Source organism: Pseudomonas sp. PB120, assembly GCF_009761815.1.
In the GTDB taxonomy this organism is placed as follows: Bacteria; Pseudomonadota; Gammaproteobacteria; order Pseudomonadales; family Pseudomonadaceae; genus Aquipseudomonas.
On record NZ_RWIN01000149.1, the window covers coordinates 37932 to 53695 of the forward strand.

11 protein-coding genes are annotated in these 15764 nt (G+C 59.0%); 7 read left to right on the top strand and 4 right to left on the bottom strand.

Annotated features, from left to right (window positions below; translation table 11 throughout):
• Positions 1–76 precede the first annotated feature (76 nt).
• On the bottom strand, positions 77–1459 hold the full coding sequence (locus EJA72_RS27410) for a carbohydrate porin (protein WP_157714996.1): 1383 nt from the start codon (positions 1457–1459) through the stop codon (positions 77–79).
• Positions 1460–1865: 406 nt separating this feature from the next.
• On the opposite strand from EJA72_RS27410, the gene EJA72_RS27415 reads away from it, so the two are divergent.
• Together EJA72_RS27415 and EJA72_RS27420 are read left to right on the top strand one after the other, a co-directional pair.
• Positions 1866–2096 carry a VF530 family DNA-binding protein gene (locus EJA72_RS27415; RefSeq protein WP_157714997.1) on the top strand — a complete coding sequence of 77 codons (231 nt, stop codon included), beginning with the start codon at positions 1866–1868 and terminating at the stop codon, positions 2094–2096.
• A 2-nt stretch (positions 2097–2098) separates the two neighbouring features.
• A complete protein-coding gene (locus tag EJA72_RS27420; protein ID WP_157714998.1) occupies positions 2099–2752 on the top strand; it encodes a Pr6Pr family membrane protein in 654 nt (217 codons plus the stop codon).
• Between the two features lie 193 nt (positions 2753–2945).
• Here the strand turns inward: EJA72_RS27420 and EJA72_RS27425 are convergent, their stop codons facing one another.
• Both EJA72_RS27425 and EJA72_RS27430 read right to left on the bottom strand, forming a co-directional pair.
• Positions 2946–3731: a siderophore-interacting protein gene (locus EJA72_RS27425; RefSeq protein ID WP_157714999.1), complete on the bottom strand. Its 786-nt coding sequence runs from the start codon at positions 3729–3731 to the stop codon at positions 2946–2948.
• Complete coding sequence (locus EJA72_RS27430) at positions 3728–4306, bottom strand: PadR family transcriptional regulator (protein WP_157715000.1); 579 nt, start codon at positions 4304–4306, stop codon at positions 3728–3730. The genes EJA72_RS27425 and EJA72_RS27430 overlap by 4 nt, the downstream gene beginning before the upstream one ends.
• 486 nt (positions 4307–4792) lie before the next feature.
• Here EJA72_RS27430 and EJA72_RS27435 point away from each other — a divergent pair, with 486 nt between their 5' ends.
• The 5 genes from EJA72_RS27435 (at position 4793) to EJA72_RS27455 (ending at position 10503) form a co-directional block, all read left to right on the top strand.
• On the top strand, positions 4793–5287 hold the full coding sequence (locus EJA72_RS27435) for a CS1 type fimbrial major subunit (protein ID WP_157715001.1): 495 nt from the start codon (positions 4793–4795) through the stop codon (positions 5285–5287).
• A 107-nt stretch (positions 5288–5394) separates the two neighbouring features.
• A complete protein-coding gene (locus tag EJA72_RS27440; protein ID WP_157715002.1) occupies positions 5395–7917 on the top strand; it encodes a TcfC E-set like domain-containing protein in 2523 nt (840 codons plus the stop codon).
• Positions 7918–7956: 39 nt separating this feature from the next.
• On the top strand, positions 7957–8697 hold the full coding sequence (locus tag EJA72_RS27445; protein WP_157715003.1) for a molecular chaperone: 741 nt from the start codon (positions 7957–7959) through the stop codon (positions 8695–8697).
• 5 nt (positions 8698–8702) lie between these two features.
• A complete protein-coding gene (locus EJA72_RS27450; protein ID WP_157715004.1) occupies positions 8703–9194 on the top strand; it encodes a CS1 type fimbrial major subunit in 492 nt (163 codons plus the stop codon).
• 52 nt (positions 9195–9246) lie between these two features.
• Positions 9247–10503 (top strand): hypothetical protein, encoded by a 1257-nt coding sequence (locus tag EJA72_RS27455; RefSeq protein ID WP_157715005.1) that lies wholly within the window; start codon positions 9247–9249, stop codon positions 10501–10503.
• A 44-nt stretch (positions 10504–10547) separates the two neighbouring features.
• On the opposite strand, the gene EJA72_RS27460 is transcribed toward EJA72_RS27455, so the two are convergent.
• On the bottom strand, positions 10548–15614 hold the full coding sequence (locus EJA72_RS27460; protein ID WP_157715006.1) for an NEL-type E3 ubiquitin ligase domain-containing protein: 5067 nt from the start codon (positions 15612–15614) through the stop codon (positions 10548–10550).
• Between the last annotated feature and the right edge of the window lie 150 nt (positions 15615–15764).

A 15764-nucleotide genomic window follows, 5' to 3' on the forward strand; every position in this document is an offset into this window, starting at 1 on the left:
GGGGTGACAGGTTTGCAGCGTTATCGTTGACGTTCATCGCGAGCGAGCTCGCTCCTACAGGTTTTTTTGGTATGGGTCAGAACGATGACTGGACCTTGATCCCGCCAATCAGCGCGTCATCGACGTCATCCACGCCACCGGGGTGGCGGATGTATTGCAGGTTCGGACGCACAGTCAGCCAGTGGGTGACGTGCACGCCGTAATAGAGTTCGGCGCTGTATTCGGTGTCCTGCGGTGGCAAAAAGGCCGGGTCATCGAAGTCGTAGACCGCACGGGCCTGATTGCTCGCCTCGGCATTTTTGCGATAGGCCGGGTTGACGTGCACCCGGGCCATGGCGAAACCGATGTCGTCACGGGCGCGGGCATCGAACAGGCCTTTGTAGACGACACCGGCCTGTACATAGTTGTCGATGGCGTTGGTTTTCTTGTCGTGCATCGTGCCGTTGGCGAACACGCTCAAGCCGCGAGAGTTGTCGCTGGCGCGGCTGGTGAGTTGCTGCTGGATACCGAGCCACACGCCATGCTTGCTCGATGCGCTGCGGTAAGCCTCGCCGCTCAGGGCTGCGGGCTGACCGTGGCTATCCTTGTAGACATCGGTGGCGTTGGCGCTGCTGTAGTAATAACCAGCGCGGTATTCACCGGGCAGGCCATTGAGCTTCGGCGTCCAGACCAGTTCTACCGGCAGGATCGCGCCTTGGGTGCCGCTGCCGCTGAGCTTGAAGCCATTGCCGCGATCCAGGTTCGACGGGTTCTGCTCGTAAGCGCCCACTTGCGCGTACAACTCCGGCGTCAGGTGATACTTGACCCGCAACGCCCACTGGCTGACCGGCCAGTTGTACCAGATGCCACCGACCCAGTTGCCGACCTGGGAGCCGCAGAACGCCAGGTTCTGGAAGTCGCAGGGGAAACTGTTGAAGTCTTCGCCTTCGCCGAAACGGCCGGCCTTGATGTCGAGCTTCTGGTCGAAGAATTTCTGCTGGTACCACATCTGCGTCAGACGCCAGGTCTGCCCGCGCCCCCAGACTTCCTGAGCCGAGGTAAAACCGCCGACGCGCGGATCGTTGATCCGGTCGTTGCTGATGTTGTTGCCGTTGCGCTCGGTGATGGTCAGCTGAAATTCGGCCGCGTCCCAGCCCAGAATCCTCTGCAAGTCGAGGTGCGCGCCGAGGCCGAACTGATCGCTGTAGCGCGCGGTGCGGTCATGGTCGTAGCCGCCGTGCAGATTGCTGCCCATTTCACCGGTGTAATCGACTTTGAAGTCGTAGCCTTTTTCCGCAAGCTCAGTGCGAGTGCCGTTCCAGTCGCCGAGCATCCACGGGGAATCGCTATCGAAGGCCGGAGCGGCCTGGGTGCAGGAGGCGAGGCCCAGAGCGGTGAAGCCACCGATAAGACTAAGGGCTTTTCGCTGGGAGACAGGCGCACAGACAGCGCTATCTCGCAAAAATTGAACATAAGGCATAGAGGAGAAGTTCTTGATCTTTTTCTGGGAAGTGAGGAGCAAAGCGTTTAGCGGAAGCGTTTCAGCAGGTTTCGGGCGTAAGGATAATGTTCTGTTACAAATAGAGAAAGACCTTTTGCCGAGATGAATTTTTGTTGATTCGGTAACAGTCAGCGCGCAATTCCTTACACACCGACGTCCCTTGTAGGAGCGAGCCTGCTCGCGATGGACGTCAGCAGAACGCTTTCATCCAGACAGCCCGCGTAATCGTTGTCGTCCATCGCGAGCAGGCTCGCTCCTACAGGGGATGTGTGTAGGTGGTTGCTTTCGCCTACATTCAACAGATAGCGCACGGAGCCCTTCCACCGGCTTTCACCCTCGGCTAAGGTGCGCGCCTTTCCAATCTTTCAACGCTTGAAGGCCCGGCATGACCGAACAGAACAACAACCCGCTGCACGGCGTGACGCTGGAGCAGATCCTCAACGCCCTGGTTGAGCATTACGAATGGGCGGGGCTGGCCGAGCGCATTGATATCCGCTGCTTCAAGAGTGACCCGAGCATCAAGTCGAGCCTGACGTTTTTGCGCAAGACGCCCTGGGCGCGGGAGAAGGTCGAGCGCTTGTACGTGAAGTTGATGCGCACCAAGCGACCGCTCTGAACATGGTCGCCCACGTGGCACCGGCATTTGCCGCACGGCCTGTTTTTGTTGCCGTGGCGGCAGTGTCGGGCTGGGCCGGGCTGGCCATTCAGATGTACCTGATTCTCTACTCGCGCTGGAGCCTGGAAGCCAGCCTGCTCGGCGGGTTGATAAGCTTCTTCAGCTATTTCACGGTGCTGACCAACACGCTGGTCGCCACCGTTTTGACCTGCGAGTGGACGTCTCGGGAATCGGCGGCGCGGCGCTGGTTTTTACAACCGTGGGTGGGCAGTGGAGTTGCCGTGAGCATCGCGGTGGTCGGCCTCGCGTACAACGTCCTGTTGCGCCATCTGTGGCATCCAGAAGGCTGGCAGTTCCTGGCCGACGAACTGCTGCATGACATCATGCCGCTGCTGTTCCTGGTCTATTGGTGGTTCTGCGTCCCCAAAGGCACGCTGCGCCTCGGGCACATCGGGTTGTGGGTGTTTTATCCGCTGGTGTACTTCGCGTACGCGTTATGGCGCGGGCATCTGCTGGCGGTTTATCCGTACCCGTTCATTGATGTCGACAGGCTGGGTTATCCACAGGTGTTTTTGAATGCGGGCGGGTTGTTGGCGGGGTTTGTGGTGATTGCGCTGTTGCTGATCGGACTGGATCGGTGGCGGGCCCGGACATGAAGGCCAATTTCAAAAGTACGCGCATTTGTGGCAGGCGGCATTTTTGTGGCGAGGGAGCTTGCTCCCGCTCGGCTGCGAAGCAGTCGTAAAACCTGCAAACGTGAAATGCCTGGTGAAACACATTTGCAGGTTTTGGCACTGCTGCGCAGCGCAACGGGAGCAAGGTCCCTCGCCACCATGAAAGACTCGCGGCTTATTCCTCGTCGCTGTCATCCAGACGCCAGTAGCCAACAGCTTTGACGAACGTGTCATTCAACCCATGTTCATCAAGCAACACCCGGCGGATCTGCCGCGACACTTTGGTTTCCGTCGCGACCCACGCATACAGATCGCCGCTCGGCACCTGCAGTTGCTTCACGGTGGTCAGCAAGTTGTCTTTGCCCCCTTCGCGCAAGACCCAGATCACGTTGACCTGCGCGGCGCTCTCCAGGCGCTGCTGCTCGGCACCGTTCTCCACTTCCACAATCACCAGTGCACGACGGTTGGCCGCCAGGCCTTCGAGGCGACGGGCGATGGCGGGCAGGGCGGTTTCGTCGCCAATCAGCAGGTAACTGTCGAACATGTCTGGCACGATCATCGAGCCCCGCGGCCCGCCGATGTGCAGGAACTGGCCGGGGCTGGCCTGTTCGGCCCAGGTCGCGGCAGGGCCGTCGCCGTGCAGTACGAAGTCGATGTCCAGTTCCAGCGTGTCGAGGTCGTAACGACGTGGCGTGTAGTCGCGCATCGCCGGCATCGGCCCGTTGTCTTTGCCGGCCCCGAGCACCAGGGTCTCCAGCGCCGTCTGTTCCGCCGCGTTTTGCGGGAAGAACAGCTTCACATGGTCGTCCGTGCCCAGGCTGATGAAACCGGCCAGCTCCGGCCCGCCGAGGGTGATGCGGCGCATTCTCGGCGTCAGGTCGACCACGCGCAGGACTTCCAGGCGACGACGTTTGATTTCATGCATGACACGGTGAATGGTGTTTTCGATCACTGCAGTCATTCGGCTTTCTCCTGAGCGGGTTGAACGGCGGTGCCGTCGACAATGGCTTTGGCGGTGTCATTGAGCAGGTTGCGCACGCGCAGGATTTCTTCCGGGCTCCAGCGGCCGTGGTGCATCTGCAAGGCGTGGCGCAAGTTGTGCACCGCTTCGTGGATCTCGGCCGGGCGGTCATGGCCGCGCAATGACCGCTTGCTGACCTCGATGCGCATCCGCACGCCGTCCAGTGCAATCGCTTGCTCAGTCAATGACAGACGTCCGGCGTCGGTCACGCTGTAGCGTTTTTTGCCGCCCTCGGCGTCGCCCAGAATCATTTCGCTTTCTTCAAGAAAGGTCAGGGTCGGGTAGATCACGCCGGGGCTGGGGCTGTACGCGCCGTCGAACATGCTTTCGATCTGGCGGATCAGGTCATAGCCGTGGCAAGGCTGTTCGGCGATCAGCGCCAGCAACAGCAGTTTGAGGTCGCCGGGGGCGAAGACCCGAGGGCCGCGGCCGCCGCGCTCACGACCGGGACCAGGGCGTTTCTCGAAGCCGTCGCGGCCGTCGCTGTGTTCTCGATGGGAATGATGGTCTCTCATTTGTGCTTCTCTCTGTCGTATTTAGATACAACGTAAGATATATCTTAAGATTGCGCAAGCGTGCTGGACCAACGGTCGCCCCGAGGTCGGCAGGCCCTGACGGCCCAGAAACAGGAGGTGCTTATTTAGAGTAATTAAACTAATGTAAGTATTGATAGGCTAATCAATCGTTATGAATAGGTATAAGTAGTATCGGTCTGACAGAAGTTATTATGTGGTTGCCTGTATGGTTTTTAAGTTGATTCTGTCGGTAGTACTTTTCTGACATCCGCAAAATGAAAATTTCGCTTTTAAAGTATTTTTCCTCATGCCTGTGGGCTGTTTTAACTACAAGTTCTTCGGAGCTTTCGTACTTACTTTATCGGGATATTGGTTGATTATTCTTCGGCGTTGGAAGTTGGGCCAAATAGCCATTATTCGTAACGGGTAATCGCGCCTTTGAACCCTTCCACGATTCAATCCCATGAATAAAACAGGTACTGGATAATGTTCAAACAGTTTGCAATCGCCGTTCCGATGACCCTCCTGGCCCTGAGCGCTTCGATGGCGTTCGCTGCAGAAGAATCGCGATCCTCGATCAACATCACCGCGAATATTCCGAGCAAGGTCTTTCACGCCCAACCTGTAAACCCGGACTTCGGTAAAGACGAAAAAATGCAGTATGTCCTCGGCTCCGGCAACCTGACAGACGTCGCCGGCATGTACGACATCCAGCACACCAACGGTTCTGTAGGTGCTTACGTCGAAGGCGGCCCGCAACCGTTGTTCAACGGTAACGCGACGCAAAACATCCCGTTGACGTACAGCTTCAACGGCACAGTATTGACCGGTGTGAGCCAGGAAGTGGTCGGCGACACCGAATCCAATGGCGGCATGCGTGCCGAACTGCGAATCTCCGCCGCAAAACCCACCGCGACCCAGGTCGGCCTGTACGCCGCCAACCCGGTTGTGATCTTCGATGCGATCCCGCGTATCCCGTAACAGGTCATGAACTAAGGCCAGTCCTTACTTGATTGCCTGACCGATCGGCAGATGAACTTTTATCTGTCGATCGGCTTTACCGTATTTATCCACAGAGTATTTCGTTCATGTTCCCGATGACGCCCATCGCGACCGCGCTTGCGCTTTTTTTTTGTGCAACGGCACTGGCCGCACCCACGGAAAATGGCCATACACCCAGGAGTTTGCTGGCGCAGGCCAAGGGATTGCCGAGCGAATTCGAAGAGCACTTCTTTGATGTGCCACTGGCGGTGCGAGTGGAACTTGATCAGCAGTTTCTGGGGGAGGCGATGGTGGTGCTGACACGCGATGATCGCATCACCCTGGTTGACTTCTCCGATGTCAGCGACAGCACGGTCAAACCCAGCGAACGTGACATTTGGGCCAATTACTTGAAGCAAGGCGTGACATTGGGTGGGTGCGAGGCTAAATGCCCCGAGCAACTCTTGGCCGTGCATTACAGCCTTGAAAATTCCCTGGTGTCGATCCTCACGGAGAACGCCGAGCGCGACGAACAGGTGCAGCGCTATTACACCTTGCCCGAAGACGGCAGCACCGGGTTGATCGTGCGCAACCAATTAAACCTCAATGGTGGCCAGAACCAGGACCTTGGCGGGCGCTATGGGCTTGAAGCCAGCAGCAGCCTTGGCAACTGGACCCAGGCCGTCAATATGCAGCTGTCCCGGCTCGGCGGCCTGGATAACAAGACGTATCACGCAGTGCACGAACTCTTCACCCAACGCGAACTGGAAGGCAACTTTCTGCGCCTGGGCTATTTCACCCCGAGCTCCGAAGGACTGACCCGCCAACTCCGCACCTTTGGCGCCAGCCCCGACACGGCACTGGGCGTCATGTACGGCAGCTCCGACAGCCTCGCCATCAACCACCCGAAACCGGCGGTTTACCCGATCTACGTCACGGCCAATCGCCAGGGCTCGGTGGAAATCTATCGCGACGGTTTGCTGATCAACACCCAGGCGATGCCGGCCGGTTTGCAGACCCTCGATACGCGGCCACTGCCCGGCGGCATCTACGAAGTGGAAGTGCGCCTGATCGAAGACGGCCAGATCACCTCCAGCACCCAGGAGCTGGTCTACAAGCCCAACAACTGGCGCAACCATGACGAGCGCTGGCGCTACAACCTGTTCGCCGGTCGTGAATCGAAATTGCTCAGCAACTGGGACGATCAGGGCGACGGCGACATGACGGCCGGCGCGGCGTTCAACTTCCTGCTGCACCCCCGGGTCATCCTCGGCCTGACCGGGCGACAGGTCCGCGACGCCCTGCAATACGGCACCTCAATCGATTGGGCGATCGTCAACAATGCCAGCGTCTATGCCAACGTCTACCAGACCGAGGACTACGGCACTGGCCTCGACGTGCAAGGGCTTTACTCCTACGGCAGCGGCAGCCTTGTTGCCAGCCACAACCGCAGCTGGCTCGACACCACCCGGCTCTACGACACCTTGCCGGATGGCACGCGCGTGCGGCAGCGCAACGTGTTCATCGGCCAGACCAGCAACTCGTCGCTGTCGGTGAATCATCGGCTCACCAGTAAAAGCTCGGTCAATGCCCGGGTGTCCCACAGCGAAGGCAACACCGAAGGTGTCGGTGTGGACCTGGGCTGGACCCAGCGCACTCAACTGTTTGGCAGCGACGCCAATTGGCGGCTGTCGCTGTTCGACCGGCCCGGCAGTTTCAGCTCCGGCGATGACCGCAATCGCGGCATCGACTTGAGCGTCAACATTGCCTTGGGCGGCCCGGGAGAACAGCTCTCCGGCAGCATCGGCAGCCGCACCGACCGTGATGGCGGGCGCGATAACAATGCCTCGGTCACCTACCGCAAGGACTGGCAGGACCACGTGCTGCAAAGCGTTTCCGCCACGGCCATCACCGACACCTACGGCGTGGGCATGAACGCGATGGCGACGATGCAATCGGACCTGGCCAACGCCGACGGGTTTATCCAGCGCTCGTCTTACAACAACGACTTCACCGGCGGCCTGAACCTCGACAGCACCGTCGCCGTCGGCGGACAAAAAATGGTCATGACCAGCCAGTACCACCGCAACGGCGCCGGCATGATCATCGACGTCGAATCCGACATCGACGACATCGCCCTGCGTGCCGACGATTTGAGCGGGGGCAGCGCGGTGCTCAAACCGGGGCGAAATTTTGTGCCGATCACCGCGTACAAAAGCAGCTCGGTCAGTTTCGATTTCGAGGGCCATGACGTGCCGGCCGCCACCATCCAGCCGTCGCGCTCCAGCTATCACCTGAACAAGGGCGGTGTCGAGTATCGCCAGATTCGCGTGATGAAAACCCTGACCGTGCTCGGTCGCCTGATCGACCCTCAGGGCAACCCGCTCAAGGGCCACCACATCATCAACCACGCCAGCCGAGGGGTCAGCGAAGTGGACGGCTTTTTCTCCATGGAAATGAACGCCGGTTCCCCGACTCTTGAAGTACGCCACGGCGATCAGTTGCTGTGCCAGTTTCGCCTGGATCCGAGCCGTGGCCGCACGGAAAACCATGTGCTGATGATCGGCGACCTGCGTTGCACGCCGGATACGTTGGCAGACGCATCCACAGTCACGCCGACGGCAGGCTGATGCCCGGCAGTACGCACTTTTTCTACGAGGTAAAAGACGATGAAACGTCGGTTGGCATTGATTGGTTTTTGTTTATTCACACAGACGGCGCACGCCGGGCCGAGCATCAATATCGGTACGGTTTACGACTACCTGGACGCCGATAAAAGCACGTACCTGAAACGCGTCTTCAATGGCGGCGACAGCACCGCGTTCGTCAAGGTCAACATCCTGGAAATCCTTTATGACGCCGACGGCAAGTCCCGGGAAGTGCCGCTTAAATCCAGTGCCGACGGCAGCGCCCGGGACGGCTTGATGGCCAGCCCGGCACGGCTGATCGTGCCGGCCAATGGCATGCAAGGCACGCGGTTGCTGTACATGGGTGAACGTGTCCACGAGCGCTATTTCCGCGTGCGCTTCGTGCCGGTGGTGCCCGAGAAAGAAGACGAGTTCGCGGTGTCCAGTGAAGAACGTGACGAATACAAGAAAACCCTGTCTGCCGGGGTTACGGTACTGGCCGGTTATGGCGCGGTGTTTTTCGTCCGCCCAAAGGACACGCGTTTCGCCAGCGCGATCGAGAACGGCGCGACTCAATATCGAATCCGCAATAACGGCAATACCGTGGTGGTGATCGATGAGTTCAAGGATTGCTCGGTCAAGAACGAGCAGGACTGCGTGCCGACCACCAAGCATCACATTCTCGCGGGTCGCAGTTTCGAGTTTGAAAAACAGGCCGGTCGCGAGTACCGCTTCACCCTGGTCGAAGGCGAGCGCAGCCAGAAACTTGATGTGAAGGGCTGATGATCATGTTCAGAAAACTGACGGTTCTGATGGCGGCGGCAATGGCCTGCCATTCAGCATTTGCCGCTCGCGAAGTGCAGCACTTCGAGGTCTTCGTGACGATTCCGAGCCAGGCGTTCTACGTCATTCCCGCAGACCCCGGCTGGATACATCGTGAGCAGCCGTTGCCATGGAACCTGGTGACCTCGACCCTGGGCGGCTTGCGCAAGTATTTCGATGTGAAAAATGAGGGCGGTTCCATCGATGCCCGGCTTGAGGGCAGGCCTTACCTCTCCAATGGAACGCCCGCCCATGACATTGGTTTGCGCGTGCTGTTCAACGGCAAGGTGCTGAGCGAATCGGAACGCAGCGAGGTGGTTTCGCTGAGCGAAGCGGCGCAGGGCAAGCGGGTTTTGCTGGAAGTGCTACCAGTACCGCCTGCTGATGGTCTTTATAAGCCGGGCAGTTATTTCGGCAGCATTAATTTGATTTTCAATGCGGTGCTACCGGATGCGTGATGCCAGGGCGAAACAGTTATCGAAGTGGTGCGGGTACCACTGGGGTAAAAAAATGAAGCAGAAAGCCAGTCAACATTTACGTCGCGTCGGGTTGGGGGTGGTGCTAACCGTGTACGGGGCTTCGGTCTGGGCGATGGATGTTTCGATACAGGCGTCTTTCAGACCGGACTCTGCAAACCCTCAGCAGAATAAATTCAAAAATGACACGCCACCCAGTGGATATTGCGCAAGCTACCCGGTCCAGTGCAGCGACAACGACATGTTCAGCCTGCGCGTGCCGATTCAGTTCAACTCCCGCGCGCCAATCGAGGCAAATCATCCATCACCTCGTCAGGGGGCGACATTCAAGGTGCCTGCTCAGTGGCGGGATTTGTCTGTAGTGCATGAAGCAACGGGAGAGAGTGAGACGGTCAGGGTCCGGATTGCAGGTATCGGCTCCCAATACGTTACCGAGGATGTCATCAGCCTGGTAGGCGGCGGAAGCGACTATCGACTCGCTCACAGTCAATTATGGGGCGCCAGTTGGGTGTATGCGCCGGCCCCCTGCCTTTACAGCGGGGTAGGACTCTTAGGAGCGACTAGCTATGGGTTTTTCTGGAAGACGCCAATCGAAGGTAGCTGCGATAAGCAAGCAAGGTACGATGTGCCCTGGCTGCGTTACGACTATCTGGATTTCGCCTATGAACTGTTCACGCCCAACCCGTTGAGCATGTCAGCAGGTCGCTACTCGGGAAGCCTGACCTATAGCGTCGGTCCAAACGGCGATTTCGACATGGGCGATGTCATGCAGCCAAGCGACTCGGCGTTGACCTTGAATTTCACTCTGGAAGTGCAACATACCCTCAAGGTCGAAATTCCCCCCGGCGGCAACCGTATCGAATTGGTCCCGCAGGGCGGCTGGCAAGCCTGGCTGACGCAGGGGCGAAAGCCGACACGGCTGTTTCGTGACCAGACGTTCAATGTCTCTTCGTCGAGTCGCTTCAAGATGAGCCTGTCGTGTCAGTACGTCGTCAATCCTGAAACCTGCGCGCTGAATGACCGCGTTTCCAACCATTACGTTCCAATCAACGTAAGCGTGACCCTGCCCGGTGGCCTGGTGGATCAGGCCTCGCAACCGGTGAATCGTCGGCCGCTACGGCGCGGCAATAATGGCGCCGCGATTTTCCAGCCGAGCTTTTATGTCGATCGTAAGCCTGGGACATTGCACTTCGAAATTGCGCAGGATCAGGTCGACGAAATGATCAAACCGAATGTCGGCAGGACCTACTCAGGCCGGGTCACGGTCATCTGGGATTCGGAAGTCGGTTAACGGTTGAACCCTGATGCATCACCCGATGCATCAGGGTTTCCCGATCAGCCCTCGGCGTCTTTTTGCAGCGCTGCGCGGGTCAGCGATCTGCTCAGTTCTTTCTCTTCATAGCCCATGTCATGCAGCAATCGGCCGAAGATTTCATCGCTCATGTCTTCATCGATAAGCACTTCGCTGTCATCGACACCCAGCCGCCGTGCGAGGTCTTGCAGGCGTTGCTTGAGTGCCCGTCGTTGCGCAATCTGCTGGCCCTTGGAGCTGGCCCAGTCATGCTGGACTTCACGCAACTCATCCAGCAAATCACTCTTGGCCTCGAACAGTCGGCGATTGCGGCTGAACTCGTTCGGGTAAGTGTCCCGCAGGTATTTCTCCCAGAACGGCTGTTCGATCATGTCGTTGATCAAACCATCGCCGGCCTCCATCGCCATCACCGTATCGAACGCGGTGTCGAGGGTTTTGGCGCTGACGCCGGCCAAGGGGCGATGCAGCATCGACTCCGATTGCCACGGCAAACCGAGGCGCTGGGCCAGACCGGTTTCGTAGGCGAGGTAGACCTCCACCTCATCGGGGTTGCCTTCCCGGCCGCCGAAATCGGCACGGGCAATGTCATCCACGCGCGCGAGGCGGGCGGCGCCTTTTGCCAGGTTCACCAGTTTGCTTTCCAGCACCGCGTTGGACGTCGACAAGGCATAGGCTTCGGAGGCGAGCACCTTGATGCCCATGTGGTTGAACACCTGAGCCCCCGCATCGGCGCAGGTGGTGGGGGCTTTCGCCATTTCGAACAGCTCGTTGCGCAGCGGGGTGTCCAGGTCGATGGCTTCGACCATGCGCCAGACCCGGCTGCTCAGCTGTTGGCGCAGTTCGCCGCCGGCCCGGTAGTCGGCCGAGCGTGTCTGTTTCTGAATCAAGGCAAAAAAATCTTCGGAGCCAGGCTCGGTCATCAGATCGTGCCACGCGTCTTCGCGAAAAGTGCCCAGCCCCCCGACCTCGGCACTCCACCAGACGGAATCGTCCTTCGTTGGCCATTGGTTCATCGCGTCGGTGGCCGCGTCGGCATAGACCTGCTCGGGAGCGAGACCGACAGAGCGTCGATAGGCTTTGAACGTCACCAGGTTGGCCTCCGACAGTTGCTTGGGAAACAAACGCGTCCGCGCCACGATGAAGGCATCCTGCGAACCCGGCACGACCGTTGGAATCAGGCTGATCGGGTTCTCCTGCAAATCCAGGAAAAATCCCCGGGGTCGACGTTTGCTGAGGGGGCCAACCAAGCCTTCAGGCCAGGTGGTTGCGCCGGTGTTGCTCAAACTCAGGATCCGTAGTTTGGGCATGCGTGCAACGTTCGGCAGCCTGCCCAAATGTATGTTGTCATCAAGCCTGAGTGTTTCCAGGTGGGTCAGGTTGCGCAATTGCTCGACGGCTGATGGGGTCAGCGTGATGTCGTTGTTCATCAGTCGCAACGTCCGCAGGTAGTGCATTTTTCCGACGGGCTCGGGGAGTCGCGTCAACCCGCAGCTCCTGGCGCTCAGTTGCCGAAGATGCGAGAAGTCGCCCAACAGGCCGGCGGCGTTTTCGGAGACGTTCGTGCGGTCCAGATTCAGGGTGCTGATCTGATCGACGTAATGCTTGATATCCGGCAGTTCCTTCCACCAGCGCTCGAGGTCGGGCACATCGAACTCGACGGACAGGTCCAGCGCATAACCGCCGTCGACGGTTGTACTGCGCTCGCCAAATACCGTGGGCTTTCTGGCAAAACACTCGATGAGCCGATCGGCAATGTGCTGCCCGCCACCACGCACGAACCCTTGGCGGTCAGGCCCCCAGGTAGCCGGTCGCTGGTGTTGCCAGCGATTGAGCAGTTTGCGCAGGTCGTACATTTCTCGGTCCAGCCTCGTCAGGGTCTGATGCCCTTGCTCCTGGGAACCCAGTGATCGAACGAAGGTATCGACCTCTCGTTCGTTGAAGTGCGGGTACAGGTCCTGCACCCGGTCACTGAGCGTGGCGGCCGTGGTGGAGAAGCCGGGGCCGCGCAACAGCGTCATGTCTTCGTGGTTCGGTATTGGGCGAATAGGCGGTGCAGTGAGCGCGGTGCGGCGTTCGGCCGGCGTCTCGGTCTTGGCCATGACCCACTGCTTGAAAAGCTCACCCTGTCCCGGCCGGTAACCCAACTTGTTTTTCGGCGAGGCGTTGAGCACGGCTTCGTAAAAGTCAGTGGCGTCATGCAGCTTGTGGTTGTCGGCGTCCCAGACTTCGAACCGGTTGGCGTCATCCTTGACCAGCACCCGGACCGTCACCGCATCGTGCGGACCCACGCTGCCGCGCAGCGGTCCGGCATCGCTGCCTTCACGCACCTCGATACGCAATTGCGCAAAGGTGTCGGTATGAACCCTGAGCGCATTCAGTATCAGGCTTTCGGTCTCCGCGACCCACTGCGCACCGTCATGAAAACCCTCATATGCATGGTTGGTCCGGGCTTCGAAGGCGGCCTCACGGGCGCGGCTCTTGAGGCTCAACGGCAGGCGTTGCTCTTGGGTCACGCGTGTAAGATCGGCGGCGTCAGCACTGTCCAGCAGCGTCTGTGCTGCACGGGTCGGCAGCTCGGGGAAAGTCTGGCGAATGAGTTGGATCCGCGGATCGTCGGACGCTTCTGCGCCTTGGTACAGCTGGTTGACGATGTCTGCGTTCAGCCGATTGGCTTCGTCCGCCAATTGATTACGCAGCGCTTGCACCTGCTCGGTTTTGGCGGTGGGGCGACCGAGCACCGTTTGCAGTTCTTCTTCGCTGAGAAAATCAACAAGGCTCGGCACGAACTGCTCGCTCATGAGCTGCGACTGGCTGGTAGACAGCGTCTGCGCCTCGGCCGCCTCGGCATTGCCGTACAGGCGGAAGCGCCCGCTCATGTCGGCGTGTTCGTAAACCTTCAGGGCTTTATCCGCAGGCCAGCCGTCCAGATAAGTCGCCAGCGGTTCAAACCACCAGGAGGATGGGGCCAGAGGCTGACCGGCTCGAATCCGCTCAATGGCCTGGCGAGCCTGGCGCTGGATTTTCAAGCGGGTGAGGCTGTCGTCCAGCAGAGGTGGCGGTGCGGTGTTGTCGACGTACATCCGGCGCAGTGCCCCGTCGTCGATGCCGCTGTCGAGGCGAACATTGTCCAGGTCTGCGTCGTTGAAGCCGTCCACAGAATGGCCAAGACGACGCATCAAGGTTGGGCCCTCCCAGGTACGCGGGTTCTCGGCTTCGTGGGTCCAGGCGCCGAGGCCGTTGTGTTGCAACTCGGGTTGATAGGCATTGTCGCGGTGCGGGTGTTTGACGCGGTAATTGCCGGTTTGCGCATCCTTTTGCACGGCGTAATGCTTGTCATCGAGCGGCAGAATGTCCTGGCCTTCGTGAGCATGAAGCCCTTGAGCGTCTGGGCTGGAATCAGCCGGCAGTTTCACATCAGGCAGCTCATAAGGTTTGAGATCGGGATGCCACAGCCGAGGTTCGCCGTTGGGCAGGGTCACCGGTTTCATGCCTTCGATCAGCGGCGACAGCTTCAAACGCGCGAGGTCGCCGATCTTCGCACCCGCAGCAAACGCCACCAGCGAAAGAAAGTCGGTGACCGCACCGAGAATATGTTCGCCGGCCTCGACTTTCAGTCCCAGGGTCAAGTCGACGAGGCCCTCGATGACGTCGCTGGCCATCTGGTACACGGAGTAAACCATCATCAACTCCCCCAGCCCCGGAACGAACGGCGTGACCACCATCAGGGCGATGTTGAAAATGTCCGAGACTATTTTCTTGAAGTTCTCCCACCAGGCCCATCGGGCATTGCTATCGGAATCGGCGGTGGATACGGCGATATGGCGGGCGTCGTTGAGCACCTTGTTGAGTTTTTGCTGGAAGAGGTACTCCCAGAGCTCGCCAGGGATCGGTGCGGTCTGGAAATGCAGGTTGGGGTTGTCGACCGGCACTTCTCGCCAGCTCGGTCCCTGGTCCAGCGGCTCTTTCTGATGCCATTTCACTTCGAACAGACGCTGCTGTAACCCGCCGAAAAAATGCCCTCGCTCCGATTGATCGACAAACCGGCTGAAGTATTGCTGGTAGGTCATGCCGGTGGAGGATACGACGACGTTGTCGCGCAACTGGCGCGTCAGTTCATTCATGAATGCGACGGTCGAGGGGTACTCTTTCAGCGGGTGTTCCGGGTCCTGCGGGACGTAGACGATCACCGGCGTGACGTCACGGATGCGTTGTTCCAGCCTGGGTGTAATCAACACGATGCCGGTCAGCAGGCTGTCGAGAATCGACAGTTCGGCGAATTGCACCGCCCGGCCTTTACGCGTGAGGTTGCGCTGGCCATCGAGCATTTTCAGGATCAGGTCACTGGCCTCGGCGTCGATGTCGCCCGTCAGTTCGGCCAATCGGGCGGCGGCTTTGAACGCGGCTTTTTCGCTCTCGACGATTTTGAGTTTCAGGTAACCCTGGGCGAGGCCATCACGGGGGAGCAATTGTTCTTCGAGGTAGCGGGTGTAGCGGGCGCCAATGTCCAACTCGCGACACAGGGCCTGGAACTGGGCGATGGACATCTTGCGTTTGATCGGCAGGATATCGAAGTGCCCGCGCGCATCGGGCTGGTTGATGAAGCTCGAGTCGGGTTCGCAGGTTTCGTTGCTCGAGAAGTTATGCAGGGCCGCGTCCAGCAGGGAGACGGTGCGGGTCACGACACCGCCGAGGTCGCTGGCGTACCAGGGAAGCTGTTTCGGCAAATAGAGATGCAAGTAAGTGGCCTGTACGTCGACGTCGATACCGAACTGTTTCACTAACGCCTCGGTCAGTAATGGCTCGGCGAACTCATAAACGCCTTGTACTTTATCCATCACCCGGTCGACGGTGTTTTGAGCGGACCAGAGTTCAAGATTGGCTTCTTGTAATGGCGTGTGATCGAAATTCCGGGTGGTCCGCACCCACTGGCCCGAGGCCGTTTGCGTGAGGCTCATCTCCCGGAGCCGTTGCACTGAAGCGCCCTTGAACGCGGGGTGAATACCGTTATTGATGAAGGTGTAGTGGCGACCTTTGTTTTCGTCGGCCACGGGTGACGATAGTGCTGATATACGTCCGTGTAAGTCAGTCATGCTGTTGATAAACCTTGAGCATTAAGTGGAGTGACCAGCCTAACGCCCGAGGTTCAAAGTAAAAGTCTGAATTACCGCTGCTAAATCAGTGTTGCCCCCCGAAAAGCATTGGAATTACCCATGTCGAAAATAATTAATTACCGCCATTGG